The organism is Gemmobacter sp. 24YEA27, assembly GCF_030052995.1.
Lineage (GTDB): Bacteria > Pseudomonadota > Alphaproteobacteria > Rhodobacterales > Rhodobacteraceae > Pseudogemmobacter.
Window position 1 is genome coordinate 2,234,076 of sequence record NZ_JASJPW010000001.1, and the last position, 12,855, is coordinate 2,246,930.

A 12,855-nucleotide genomic window follows, 5' to 3' on the forward strand; every position below is an offset into this window, starting at 1 on the left:
AATTTGTACCGATAAGGTGAGGAATTTCTCCCCTTGGGTTGCCATTCCAGCAAGATTTGTCCTTCATGATACGCACAAATTACGCACGCGCGTAGAAGGTGCTCATGGCAACATTCCGCAAGCTTCCGTCAGGCGCCATCAGGGCAGAGGTCTCTTGCAAAGGCAGGCGATCATCTAAGTCATTTCCGACGAAGCAGGCTGCGAAAGAATGGGCTGCGCGGCAAGAGTTCAGGATCACCGAGTCCGCAGAGGCGCCGGTCGATCATGGGACCTTCGGCGATGTTCTCAAGCGCTATGCGAATGAAGTGTCGCCATCCAGGCGCGGCGAGCGTTGGGAGATTCTTAAGATCAGAAATTTTCGGAGCGATCCGATCTCGTCATATAACATGGCAGACCTCACCCCAGAGGTCTTTGCTAAATGGCGGGACAAGAGGTTGTCCGAGGTGCAGCCAGCCACGGTCAGCCGCGAGATGCAGCTGATGTCTGCCGTCCTGAATTGTGCGCGAAAAGAATGGAGTATGTTAACTGTCAACCCGCTCTCGGATGTCCGCAAGCCCAAGAAGCCTGAGCCTCGGAACCGCTTGCCATTACCGGACGATATGGAACGGATGGCTTATGCGGCCGGTGATGATCTCTCCACTGCGACCGCCCGAGCTTTTCATGCATTCAGGTTCGCGATCCAGACTGCGATGCGCGCGGGCGAGATTGTGGGCTTGACCTGGGATAGGGTTGATCTGCAACGGCGCGTCGCAAGGCTTGATCGGACGAAAAACGGTCGATCGCGTGAGGTGCCGCTCTTTTCTGAGGCGGTGCGGCTGTTGCAGGCGTTGCCAAAGACAGATCAGGTATTCAATCTGACCAGTGCGCAAATTGATGCTTTATGGCGAAAAGTCCGCGACAAGTCGCAGGATGTGGGGCTGAAATTTCACGACAGTCGGCATGCCGCAATTACCGCGCTTTCGAAAAAGCTTGATGTCCTGGCGCTGGCCCGAATGGTTGGGCACAAAGACCTCCGCATGCTCCAAGTGTATTACAAAGAAACGGCGGAGGAGTTGGCAAAGCGCCTTGACCAGGTCATGTTGACAAATGGCGAAGCCAGAGCCTGATGCAGGCGATGTCGATGAAGCCGAGGAAACTGTCTGCGGTTTTGTCGTAGCGGGTTGCCAGGCGGCGACTGTTCTTGAGTTTGTTGAAACACCGTTCGACCATATTGCGCAGTGTGTAGATGGCCATGTCGACGGCCTTGCGCACTTTTCGGTTCTTTCGCATCGGGATCATTGGCAGGGCGTTGCGGCTCTCGATATCTTCCCGAATTTTACCAGAGGCGTGGCCCCTGTCTGCGACCAGGACGGCTGGCTGCGGCAGGTTGGCGGCCATCACCCGATCATAGCCCGTGTAGTCTTAATCCTGCCCGGGCGTGATCTAGGTCCTCATCGGGAGGCCAGCACCGTTGACGAAGGACGATGGATCCTGGTCGAGAACCCACCTCTTGAACGGCCAGGAGCCTCTTGTCAGCAGTGCCCCTTTTGCGCCGGCCGCATTGTGGTGGGCCCTGATCACGGTGCTGTCGATCATCTGGAGCTTGTCGGGCGCGATCCCAGCGTGGTTCAGCGCATCCAGGATGTCCTCCCACAGCCCGGCGAGCGTCCAGCGCCGGAACTGCCGGCAGACAGATGACCACTTGCCAAACTCCTCTGGCAGGTCCCGCCAGGGCGCACCGGTCCGCGCGACCCAGAAAATGCCATCCAGAACAAGTCGATGGTCCCCAGGCTTGCGCCCGTTCGGATGCCGGACGGCTCGGATGAAGCCCTCAAAGAATGCCCATTCGTCATCGCACATCAGGTTGCGTGCCAGGCTCATCTCCCACGTAGAGATGATCTTGAAACACAGCCGACCGCGCAGGGAAATCCTTTTTGTTAACACAGCCTACGACAGCGCGGGTGGTTTTCTGCGCGACAGAGATCTGCGAGTTCACCATGTGAGACTTGCCGTTTCGCAGACGTGATCCGCTCGTCCGCCGGATCTCAACGAAAACGCCAGGCCGGAACTTTCATGATTGTCCGGCTTCCGGCAGGGATCACTGCAGCCGAGAGTACCCCGGCGCATTTCACCCGATGCCTGGCTCAACATGAAATTCTGCGCCTTACTCCGATGCTCAAGACATCCAATTCGGGAAAAGGAATCGCATCGCGGAGGCAGCTCTCAGTAGCTGCGGATCAGCCCGACCAGCCGCCCCTGAACCCGGACCAGGTGATCCGGGATAACCCGGGTTTCATAGGCTGGATTGGCAGCCTCCAGCGCGATCATATTGCCGCGGCGGCGATAGCGTTTCAGGGTCGCTTCCTGGTCCTCGACCAATGCCACCACGATATCGCCATTATCGGCGGTTCCCTGTTCGCGGATCACCACGATATCGCCATCGTTGATCCCGGCCTCGACCATGGAATCGCCTTTGACTTCAAGCGCATAGTGATTGCCGCGCCCCGAAAGCATCGACCCCGGAACCGCGATGTGATGCGAGACCTCGGCAATAGCCTCGATCGGCACACCGGCAGCGATCCGGCCCATGACCGGCAGTTCCAGCGCATGAACCGCTGAAACCGGCAGCGCATTTGCGGGCTGGGCGACGCGGTCGCCGTCGATCACGCGGGGCGAGAAGCCAGGCGCTGTGGCGGTGACATCCCCTGCAGGCGCGGATGCGGCAGAACGTTTCTCAAGCGCTTCGGGGAGGCGGATGATCTCCAGGGCACGTGCGCGATGCGCGAGCCGGCGGATGAAGCCGCGTTCCTCAAGCGCCGTGATCAGCCGGTGGATCCCCGATTTCGACCGCAGATCCAGCGCCTCCTTCATCTCGTCAAAGGAGGGCGGGACGCCATCGCGGTCCAGCCGGTCCCGGATGAAATTCAGAAGCTCGAGCTGTTTGCGCGTCAGCATATCTTTCTCCGCCAGAGATCCGGGTTGCCCTGAATGACTGCGACGTATGTCACGACACATATCACGAGGCGTTGATGTAATGTTCTGACGATGTTCTCTGTTTGTGTCAAGCCCCGTGCCGGTTTGAGCCGGTACCGCAATCGTGGATTGTGACGGCTTTATCGCAGCCGCTCAGATCGGGATATAGCGGACGGGGTCGCCTGCATGACGCGCGCCGTCGCCGACCGGGCGCAGTAAAAGCGCGTTCGAGGCGCTCAGCACGGTCAGCAGCGCGCTGTCCTGGCGGTCAAAGGCGGTGATCCTGCCGTCCTCGACACGGGCGCGCATGTAATGCGCGCGCGGGCCATTGGCGGGCAGGTCCTGAGCGAGTTCGGCCGTCAGGAAATGCGGTCCCGGCGCGGGGTCGCCCTGCATATGGCGCAAAAGTGGGCGGAGGAACAGTTCGGCGCAGATCAGCGCCGAGACCGGGTTGCCCGGCAGCCCCAGCATCGCCGCGCCGAACAGCCGCCCCGCCATCAGCGGTTTGCCGGGACGCAGCGCGATCTTCCAGAACCCCGCCTCCATCCCGAGGCTTTTGGCCACCGGGGCCACCAGGTCGTGATCACCCACTGACGCACCGCCCGAAGTCACGATCACATCTGCATCCTGCGCGAGGGTGAAGACCGCGCTCAGATCGGCTTCGGTGTCGCGTGCGATGGGAAGGAAACGGGCAACTGCGCCTTCCTCTTCGGCTATCGCTTTGATCGCAAATGAATTTGAGGCGATGATCTGATCGGGGCGGGGGGTGTCTCCGGGCATGACCAGCTCGTCTCCGGTCGAGATCACCGCGACGACCGGGCGGCGTCGCAGCGAGACGCTGGCGACATTCATCGAGGCGATCAGTGCCAGGTCGGCGGCGCGCAGCCGGCGCGGGCCGATCTCGGATCCGATGCGGAAATCCTGACCGCGCGGGCGGATATTGGCGCCTGAATCGCGGTCGGTGATGGTGATGCGGTCGCCTTCGCGGCGTGTATTTTCCTGGATCACCACGCGCGAGGCGCCGTCCGGGACCGGGGCGCCGGTGAAGATCCGCACCGCCTGGCCCTCGCCGATCACGTCGGTAAAGGCATGACCTGCGCCTGCTTCACCGATCACGCGAAAGCTCTCGCCGGGGGCGGGCGTTCCGGCCAGCGCATAACCATCCATTGCCGAAGCATCAAAGGGTGGCTGGTCGCGACTTGCGATCACCGGGGCGGCAAGCCAGCGGCCGGCGGCGTCGCGGAGCGGCACCTCTTCGGTCTCCAGTTCTGGCGCAAGGGCAAAGAGCCGCGCCATAGCCTCATCAACCGGGATCAGGGGGCCGGGGTTTTTCGGGCCGGGGCCCGTATCGGTGGGGCCAGTATTGGTGGGGCCGTTCATAACCCGGCCTCGAAACTGCCGGATTTGCCGCCTTCTTTGCGCAAAAGCCGGATGCCTTCGATCCGCATTCCCTTTTCCGCCGCCTTGAGCATGTCATAGACCGTCAGCGCCGCGACAGAAACGGCGGTCAGTGCCTCCATCTCGACGCCGGTCTGGCCGGTGGTGCGGACGGTCGCGGTGATATGGACGCCGCCCTGGCCTCTATCCGGGGTCAGCTCCAGCGCGACTTTGGTCACCGGCAGCGGGTGGCAGAGCGGGATCAGATCGGCGGTGCGTTTCGCCCCCATGATCCCGGCAAGCCGCGCCGTTCCCAGCACATCCCCCTTGGCCGCGCGGCCTTCGGTCACCAGGGCCAGCGTCGCGGGTTCCATCATCACCCAGCCCTCGGCCAGAGCAAGGCGCGAGGTCACGGGCTTGTCGGAGACATCGACCATATGGGCATGACCCTGATCGTCGAAATGACTGAGCGGCGAGGGGGCGGCGGTGGGCGTTTCAGCGGGCGTTCGCGGGGTCATGGCGCCTCTCAGAGCGGCATTCCGCCCTGGGCGGTCAGCGGGCGGGAAAGAATTTCGCGGGTGGCGGCGGCAACATCGTCCTGGCGCATCAGGCTCTCGCCGATCAGGAAGCAGCGCGCACCGTAACGGGCGAGATCGGCGAGATCTTCGGGCGTGTGGAGCCCGGATTCCGCGACGATAAGCCGATCCTCCGGCACCCGGCGCGCAAGGCGGCGGGTGGTGTCGAGAGTGACCTCGAAAGTGTGGAGATTGCGGTTATTGATGCCGATCAGCGGTGATTTCAGATGCTGGGCGCGTTCAAGCTCTTCCTCGTCATGCACCTCGATCAGCACATCCATCTTCCACTCAAAAGCGGCCGCTTCCAGCTCCATCGCCTGGTCATTCGACAAAGACGCCATGATCAGCAGGATGCAATCGGCCTTGAGTGCACGGGATTCAGCAATCTGCCAGGGGTCATAGATGAACTCCTTGCGCAGGCAGGGCAGTTTCACTGCATCATGCGCCTGCGTGAGGAAGTCGTCATCGCCCTGGAAAGACGGCGTGTCGGTCAGCACGGAAAGGCAGGTGGCGCCACCCTCTTCATAGGCGCGGGCAAGGGCGGGCGGGTCGAAATCGGCGCGGATCAGGCCCTTTGACGGGCTGGCCTTCTTGATTTCGGCAATCAGCCCGTAGCCGCCACTGGCCGCCGATTGCAGCGCCGCCGCAAAGCCACGCGGGGCCGGAGCCTGGCGGGCGCTGTCCTCGACTTCGCTTTGGGAGCGCAGCGCTTTGCGGGCCGCGATCTCTTCGAGCTTATAGGCCCTGATGCGATCGAGAACGGTCTTGGACATGGGGCAGTCTCCGTCTTGGCAGTGCGGTTTGCCCCGGCGGCAGCGCCGGGGTTTCACACCCCCGGACCCCCGTGGAGTATTTCCATCAAGAGGAAGAGGCGCTCGTTTCCTGTTCTAACCGGCTGACCGGCTGAAGGAAAGGCTTCAGGCGGACCAGTCGATGATGGGGTCACCCCGGGCGGCCAGCCAGGCATTGGTCTGGCTGAAGGGGCGTGAGCCAAAGAAGCCGCGATAGGCCGAGAGGGGGGAGGGATGTGCGGATTCGAGGAAGAGGTGATTTTCCCGGGGGAGGCGGGCGCAGAGTTTTTGCGCGGGACCGCCCCAGAGGAGGAAGGCGCGGGGGCCGTCCTGTGCGGTGGCACTGAGGATCTGGGTCGTGAGGGTGTTCCAGCCCCAGGTCTTATGGCCAAAAGCCTGGCCCACCGGCACGGTGAGGGTGGTGTTGAGGAGGAGGACGCCCTGTGCGGCCCAGGCGCTGAGGTCTCCGTCGGCTTTGATCTGACCCGTGTCGGAGGCGAGTTCGGTCAGGATGTTTTTCAGCGAGTCGCGCGGGGGCGCGCCGGGGGGGAAGGAGAAGGCGAGACCCCGGGCGCGGCCTGGCGTGTGATAGGGGTCCTGGCCGAGGATGATGACGCGCACCTTCTCGCGCGGGGTCAGGGTGAGCGCGCGGAAGATGTTTTGCGCTTCGGGTTGCCAGCCGGGAGAGGCCGCGAGACGGGTCCAGAGCGCGGGCCAGTCGGTCTGGAAGAAGGGAAGCGAGGCCCAGGATTCCGGGATTTCGGGGGAGGCGGGGATTTCGGAGCAGGCGGCGATTTCGGGCGGGATCATCTCGGGTTACCTCGATGCCTGGGCGACGCCCGGCCGGTCGGTCGGCGCGGGCTGACGCTGTTCCAGGACTTGCGTTGCATGTAGTGAAGCGGCGGGCGCCGGGAAACCCGCATGGGCCGGTTTGTCTGGCGGAAAAGTGGATGGTCCCTGACCATTAACTCCGGTCAGGGGTGGTGCATTTCGGGCGGCCATGATGCGGAGGTGAGCTTTCGCATCCTCCCCGGCAGGCCCGGGGGCAGGGGCAGGCGCTGCCTGCGGCATTTTTCGCGGCGGCAGCTTTATCAGGAACTCACCGGGCAGGCGCCGCCAGCCCGGGCCACTTTTGAAAGACGTCAGATGCAGACCGGGTCGGCCGGTCTCACCTGGCACCCGATGGTTCAGAAGCGGGCTTTCCCCGGGCACCGAATCTGTCGGATTGCCGTTGCGGGGGGCGCTGCCAGGAATGGTGCGAAGCCCCTCCCGCAAGGAGACGATGGTGGGAACAGTCGGGAGATCCTCACCAGTCGCAGGGGGCCGGGCCGGGCCGCAGGAATGGTCTTCCCCGGGGTTGGGGCTCCGTTCGGGGAAAGCGCCGCGCAGTCCTTCGGGCGGGGGCAGGTCCAATGCGCGAAAAATCAGCGTGGGAACAGGGGGCAGGCCGCGGCCCGATCCGGTTTCCGCAAAGGCTGCCGCATGGCTAGAATGCCGGGCCCGGTCATGATCTGCGTCGGACTGCCGCAAAAAGCGCTGGTCCGGCCAACTGCTTTTGCCGGACGTGCGTGCAAGAGGGGGCTGGAGGCACTCCGCCTCCTTCCTGTGGTCTGCGGTCAGAGGCACGCCGGAACGCCCTCAGGCATTCGATACCCTGACCAGAGCCTCCAGCTTTGCCTTTGCCGCGCCGCTGTCGATGGCGGTGCGGGCAAGCTCTGCGCCCTCTTTCAGGGTCGCGGCCTTGTCGGCCACCACGAGGGCCGCCGCAGCGTTCAGGAGGACCGCGTCACGATAGGCCCCCGCCTCGCCTTCGAGCAAGACCCGCAAGGCTGCGGCGTTTTCCGCAGGATTGCCGCCCATGATCTTCTCAAACGGGTGGTAGGGCAGGCCCGCATCTTCCGGATGCAGGGTGAATTCGCGGATCTCGCCCCCCTCCAGCGCCGCCACTTTCGTCGGCGCGGCAATCGAGATCTCATCGGTGCCGTCGCCGCCATGCACCAGCCAGGCCTTGACGCTGCCAAGGGCGCGGAGCGTTTCGGCCATCGGGCGGATCAGTGCGTCAGAGAAGGCGCCGGTCAGCTGGCGGGTCACCCCGGCCGGATTGGTCAGTGGCCCGAGGATGTTGAAGATCGTGCGGGTGCCAAGCTCGGTGCGCACCGGCCCGACATGGCGCATCGCCGGGTGATGCATCGGGGCCATCATAAAGCCGATGCCAGTTTCCCTCAGGCAGGTCTCGACCTGCTCCGGTGAGAGCATCACATTGAGGCCAAGCTCTGTCAGCGCATCCGCCGCGCCCGATTTCGAACTGAGATTGCGGTTGCCGTGTTTGGCGACGGCGACGCCCGCGCCTGCGACGACGAAAGCGGTCGCGGTCGAGATGTTCAGCGTCCCTTTGCCATCGCCGCCGGTGCCGACGATATCCATCGCGCCTTCGGGGGCGCGGACGCGGTGGCTTTTCGCGCGCATCACGGCACTGGCGGCGGCATATTCATCGACCGTCTCGCCACGGGTGCGGAGCGCCATCAGGAAGCCGCCCATCTGGGCCGGTGTCGCGGCGCCCTCGAACAGCGCGTTGAAGGCGGCTTCGGCTTCAGCACGGGTCAGCGGGCGACTGGCGGCAAGGCCGATCAGCGGTTTGAGAATATCGCTCATGCGGTGACCTTAACGCCTGCTTCTTCAAGGAAATTCGCGAGCAGCCGGTGGCCGTGTTCCGAGGCGATGGATTCCGGGTGGAACTGCACGCCCTCGATCAGTTTTTCGCGATGCCGGAGCCCCATGATGGTGCCGTCTTCCAGCCATGCGGTGACCTCAAGGCAGTCGGGCAGGCTCTCGCGCTCGACGATCAGGGAATGGTAGCGGGTGGCCTCGAACGGCGAGGGCAGGTTCCGGAACATGCCCTCGCCTGCATGATGCATGGAGCCCATCTTGCCATGCACGATCTCATGGCAGCGCACGACCTTGCCGCCAAAGGCCTCGCCAATGGTCTGATGGCCAAGGCAAACCCCCAGAAGCGGCACATCGGCCTCATAAGCGGCGCGGGTCAGGGGCAGGCAGATCCCGGCCTGGGCCGGATCACAGGGACCGGGCGAAAGCACGATGGCCTCGGGGCGCAGCGCCAGCGCTTCCTGCACCTCAAGCGCATCATTGCGCTTCACCACCACATCGGCGCCAAGCTCGCCGAAATAATGCACCAGATTCCAGGTGAAACTGTCGTAATTGTCGATCAAGAGCAGCATATGTCTTCACCCTCCAGGCCCTGGCGGTTCCATCGCGGGGATCGGCGGGATGCGGCCGGGAGGCGCCCGTGGGCCCAGGTTTGGGCTGCGGTCTCCTGTCCGGACGGGTATCGGCCCCGGGGAACATGAGACGCTTATCGCGCATCTGCCGGGGGGAGCAACTGCCCCCGCACCCGGCTTTGGTGTCAGATCAGTCTCTGGAATTGACGAAGCCGCCGCCGAGGCCGAAGTCGATATTGCGGGTGCCGATATTGTAGCCGAAATTCGCGTCGACATAGCCGCCATCGCCGACATAGGAGATGCCGAGATTGGGGCGCAAAGACTCGGAAGCGAAATGGTAATCCAGCCCAAGCGAACCGGCCGAGTGGTCTTTGTCGCGGTCGGTGAAGATTTTTGCGCCAGCGGCGAGGCCACTGTTTCCGCCGCTGCCAAACACCCAGCTCAGGCCAATGCCAAGCCCGGCATCACCGGCCTGTGCAGGGGTGGAGGTGCCGGGAGCGATGCCGGCGATAAGGGCGCTCAGCGCAAGGCCGAGCCCGAAGGCTTTGCTGATTTTGGTCATGGCGTTTCTCCTGCCCGATCGCAGATCCTGTCTGAGGGAAGCATGTATCCCCCTGGATCTGGCGTTGATTATGGGCGGAGCTTAGACCATTTTGTACGGGTTGAAAACCCTCGCGGCGGCGACTGGCAGGGGCTTGGCCCCCGGTCAGCGGCGCAAAGCCTAGGGCGCAGGTTCAGAAGATAGGGAAGCCAGTGGCGGAAATCGCGCGGCCCGCGACCGGCACCGCAATGTTGGCGATCAGCACGGCGGCGGCCAGGCCATTGCCCTCGTCATCACACCAGATGGTGTTGTCGGAGCCGCGATGGATGAGCCGCACATTGGCAATGGTCGTGAGACTGGTGGTGCCAGCCTCGAAGGCCGAAGCAGACAGGGTGCCTGCCACCACCCCGCTGCCAAAAAAACGCCACCGAGAAAGGGAGCATTTCAGTCCCGACACTGGCCGCGATCGTATCGGCACCCGGACCGCTGCGCGGAACGTCACCGTCGCCGGGCCTATGGTCGCTGCGCCCGTGCTGGCGGTCAGCACGTTGTTCCCGTTGCTGCCGGTGAGGGCGCCGCTCAAGATGCCTTGCTGCGTTTTGACCAGATCGCCGGTGATCGTGCCGCTCTTGAAGATCCGCGTCGTCGTACCGGATAAGGGAGGGGCGTCTCGGGGGATAAGGCTGAGGGGGAGGGCGTCAGAGCAGGCCGGCGCAAAGGCATCGTGAGGCTGGCACGCGTGGCGGCGCCGGTTTTCCCGCAGGACAGAAATCACCACGCCGCAGGCAGACCAGCGGTAGTCCGGCGGCATCTGGCGCGGTGAAAATCTGAAAATCAAGCGTTTTATGCAGGGCAGGGCGATCGGTGCAGGGCGGGCAGGGCTCAGCCCGCCGCGCTGTCGATCCAGATGGTGACCGGCCCGTCATTCGTCAGGCTCACCGCCATATCGGCGCCAAAGATGCCGGTCTCATTCGGCACACCTTCGCGGGCGAGACTGGTCGCGAAATGCTCATAGAGCCGTTTGCCCTCTTCGGGCGGCGAGGCGGTCGAAAAGCCCGGCCGGTTGCCGCGCAGATCGGCGGCCAGGGTGAACTGGCTGACAACCAGCGCCGAGCCGCCGATATCCCTGACCGAGAGGTTCATCTTGTCCTGGTCGTCTTTGAAGATCCGCATCTTAGCGATCTTCGCCGCCAGTTTTGCCGCCACCGCCTCGTCATCGCCCTGCATGGCGCAGATCAGGATCATCAGCCCGGGACCGGAGCGCCCGACCACCTCGCCCGCCACCGCCACTTCGGCGCGGGTGATGCGTTGCAAAACGGCTCTCATCCGCGCAGTCCGATCTCATGCGCCCAGGGCGGATTGGCGCCCGCGCGCGAAACGGTGACGCCGGCGGCCCGGATCCCGAGGTCGAGACAGGCATCGATCTGCGCGTCCGTCAGCCCGGCCAGGCGCGCGCGGCTCAGCGCGCCTTCGCGGGCAAGGCCTGCGAGGAAGCCGGCATTGAATGTATCGCCCGCGCCGACCGTATCGATCACCGTGACCTTCCCTGCCGGGCGATGACGGCTGCCGCCTGCCGAAAAGGCCCGCGCGCCGTCGGCGCCTTCGGTGATCAGCACCAGTGCCGGCCCCTGCGCGAGCAAGCGGGCAGCAAGCGCTTCGGTGGCGCCCGCACCTTCCAGCCAGCGGAGGTCTTCATCCGAAAGCTTGACGATATCGCTTTGCGCGATCATCCGGGTGATGCGGGCGCGGTAGGTTTCTTCCTGGCCGGCGATGAACCCAGGACGGATATTCGGGTCGATCATGATCAGCCGGTGCCCGGCCTCGCGCGAAAGCAGCGTCTCGTAGCTTGTCGCCGCCGGGTCATTCACCAGCGAGATGCCCCGAAAAACAGCGCCTGGACCCGGTCGGGCAGGGCCGGAAGATCCGGGGGCGCAAGCATCCTCCCGGCTGTGGCCTCGTCGTAAAAGGCATAGCTCGCCTGGCCATTGGTCAGTTTGACGAAAGCCACGGTGGTCGGCCGGTCTGAACGCGCAAGCAGGCTGGTATCGACCTTTGATGCCGCCAGCGTATCCGCCAGGATCTCGCCGAGCATATCGGTCGAAACCCCGGAAAAGAACCCCACCGGCGTGCCAAGCCGGCCAAGCGCGATGGCAGTATTGAACACCGCCCCCCGGCATAGGGCGCGAAACAGGCCTCCCCCGCGGTCGAGACCCGCGGCAACATATCGATCAACGCCTCACCACAGCAGAGAATCATCGAAGCCTCCCGGTTTGCCTGTGCTTTGTTAGCGCAAACATGGTGGCGCTGTCAGGCGGTGAAATACGGCGCCAGATTGGCACGCACCCGCGCCAGTGGTGTTTCACCCGAGCTGTCGGGGCGGAAGGTCGCACCAGTGATCCGCTCATAGGCGGCGATATAGACCTCAGCGGTCTGCGCGATCATTTCCGAGGGGATGTCCGGCACCGGATCCTTATAGGGATCACAGCGCGCCGCGACCCAGGACCGGATCACATCCTTGTCGAAAGACGGTGGGCGGGCGCCGGTGGTCAGCGCCTCCTGATACCCTTCGGCGATCCAGTAGCGGCTGGAATCGGGGGTATGGATCTCATCGGCAAGCAGGATGCGGCCCTGATCATCCAGGCCGAATTCATATTTCGTATCAACAAGGATCAGCCCGCGCTCTGCCGCGACTTTCTGGCCAAAGGCGAAGAGGCGCAGCGCCTTGTCCGAAACCTCGTCCCATTGTGCCTGGGTGAGGAGCCCCTGGGCGACGATCTCGGCTGCTGTCAGCGGCTCGTCATGGCCGCCGTCAAAGGCTTTCGAGGTGGGGGTGATGATGGCCACGGGCAGGGCCTCATTATCGCGCAATCCATCCGGAAGGCGGTGGCCATACATCTCTCGCGCGCCAGACTTATACTGGGTCAGAACCGAGGTAGATGTGGTACCGGCGAGATAGCCGCGCACGACCACCTCGACGGGCAGAATGCTGACATGGCGCCCGATCACGACATTCGGATCGGGATAGGCCACGACATGATTGGGACAGATATCGGCGGTGCGGTCAAACCACCAGCGCGCGGTCTGGGTCAGGACCTGGCCCTTCCACGGGATCGCGGCCAGAATGCGGTCAAAGGCCGAAATCCGGTCCGAGGAAATCAGGATCCGCCTGCCGTTCGGGAAATCCGCATCCGGAGCCAGATCGTAGCAATCGCGCACCTTCCCGAAATAGGGCGAGGGCAGTTCAGGAATGCGCGCCTCGCTCAGCACGCGGGAGAGATCAATCGACATATGCGCCTGCCTTCCTCTGGTGACGCGGCTGCTATGAGCGCGGGGCGCGCCCATGTCAACGCCCGGAAAGGGGCACAGCCCCCAGGCCCTTGCAG

General features: G+C 63.9%; 12 protein-coding genes and 2 pseudogenes. 1 reads left to right on the forward strand and 13 read right to left on the reverse strand.

Annotated elements, in window-relative coordinates; genetic code table 11:
• Positions 1-104 precede the first annotated feature (104 nt).
• A complete protein-coding gene (locus QNO18_RS11165) occupies positions 105-1,106 on the forward strand; it encodes a site-specific integrase (protein WP_283177723.1) in 1,002 nt (333 codons plus the stop codon).
• Here QNO18_RS11165 and QNO18_RS11170 read toward each other — a convergent pair.
• From QNO18_RS11170 to QNO18_RS11230, 13 genes and pseudogenes are all read right to left on the reverse strand, one after another.
• Positions 1,075-1,860 (reverse strand): annotated as a pseudogene (locus QNO18_RS11170) (IS5 family transposase). The gene QNO18_RS11165 and the pseudogene QNO18_RS11170 overlap by 32 nt on opposite strands.
• A 342-nt stretch (positions 1,861-2,202) precedes the next feature.
• Positions 2,203-2,934 carry a transcriptional repressor LexA gene (gene lexA, locus QNO18_RS11175; RefSeq protein WP_283177724.1) on the reverse strand — a complete coding sequence of 244 codons (732 nt, stop codon included), beginning with the start codon at positions 2,932-2,934 and terminating at the stop codon, positions 2,203-2,205.
• Positions 2,935-3,105: 171 nt separating this feature from the next.
• Entirely contained in the window at positions 3,106-4,269 is a 1,164-nt protein-coding gene (glp, locus tag QNO18_RS11180) for a gephyrin-like molybdotransferase Glp (protein ID WP_283178786.1), read from the reverse strand.
• Positions 4,270-4,328: 59 nt separating this feature from the next.
• Positions 4,329-4,847: a cyclic pyranopterin monophosphate synthase MoaC gene (moaC, locus tag QNO18_RS11185; protein ID WP_283177725.1), complete on the reverse strand. Its 519-nt coding sequence runs from the start codon at positions 4,845-4,847 to the stop codon at positions 4,329-4,331.
• A gap of 8 nt (positions 4,848-4,855) precedes the next feature.
• Positions 4,856-5,677, reverse strand: coding sequence for an indole-3-glycerol phosphate synthase TrpC (trpC, locus tag QNO18_RS11190; RefSeq protein ID WP_283177726.1), 822 nt, complete (start codon positions 5,675-5,677; stop codon positions 4,856-4,858).
• Positions 5,678-5,821: 144 nt separating this feature from the next.
• Entirely contained in the window at positions 5,822-6,505 is a 684-nt protein-coding gene (locus tag QNO18_RS11195; protein ID WP_283177727.1) for a uracil-DNA glycosylase, read from the reverse strand.
• Between the two features lie 828 nt (positions 6,506-7,333).
• Positions 7,334-8,347, reverse strand: coding sequence for an anthranilate phosphoribosyltransferase (trpD, locus tag QNO18_RS11200; RefSeq protein WP_283177728.1), 1,014 nt, complete (start codon positions 8,345-8,347; stop codon positions 7,334-7,336).
• The gene (locus QNO18_RS11205) at positions 8,344-8,931 is read right to left on the reverse strand and encodes an aminodeoxychorismate/anthranilate synthase component II (protein WP_283177729.1); all 588 of its coding nucleotides are present in this window, start codon (positions 8,929-8,931) and stop codon (positions 8,344-8,346) included. The genes trpD and QNO18_RS11205 overlap by 4 nt, the downstream gene beginning before the upstream one ends.
• Before the next feature lie 190 nt (positions 8,932-9,121).
• Positions 9,122-9,493 (reverse strand): hypothetical protein, encoded by a 372-nt coding sequence (locus tag QNO18_RS11210; protein WP_283177730.1) that lies wholly within the window; start codon positions 9,491-9,493, stop codon positions 9,122-9,124.
• Between the two features lie 172 nt (positions 9,494-9,665).
• The gene (locus QNO18_RS11215) at positions 9,666-10,310 is read right to left on the reverse strand and encodes a hypothetical protein (RefSeq protein ID WP_283177731.1); all 645 of its coding nucleotides are present in this window, start codon (positions 10,308-10,310) and stop codon (positions 9,666-9,668) included.
• Between the two features lie 44 nt (positions 10,311-10,354).
• Complete coding sequence (dtd, locus tag QNO18_RS11220) at positions 10,355-10,798, reverse strand: D-aminoacyl-tRNA deacylase (RefSeq protein ID WP_283177732.1); 444 nt, start codon at positions 10,796-10,798, stop codon at positions 10,355-10,357.
• Positions 10,795-11,728: pseudogene (locus tag QNO18_RS11225) on the reverse strand (carbohydrate kinase). The gene dtd and the pseudogene QNO18_RS11225 overlap by 4 nt, the downstream one beginning before the upstream one ends.
• Before the next feature lie 51 nt (positions 11,729-11,779).
• Positions 11,780-12,760 (reverse strand): phosphoribosylaminoimidazolesuccinocarboxamide synthase, encoded by a 981-nt coding sequence (locus QNO18_RS11230; protein ID WP_283177733.1) that lies wholly within the window; start codon positions 12,758-12,760, stop codon positions 11,780-11,782.
• Positions 12,761-12,855: the final 95 nt, after the last annotated feature.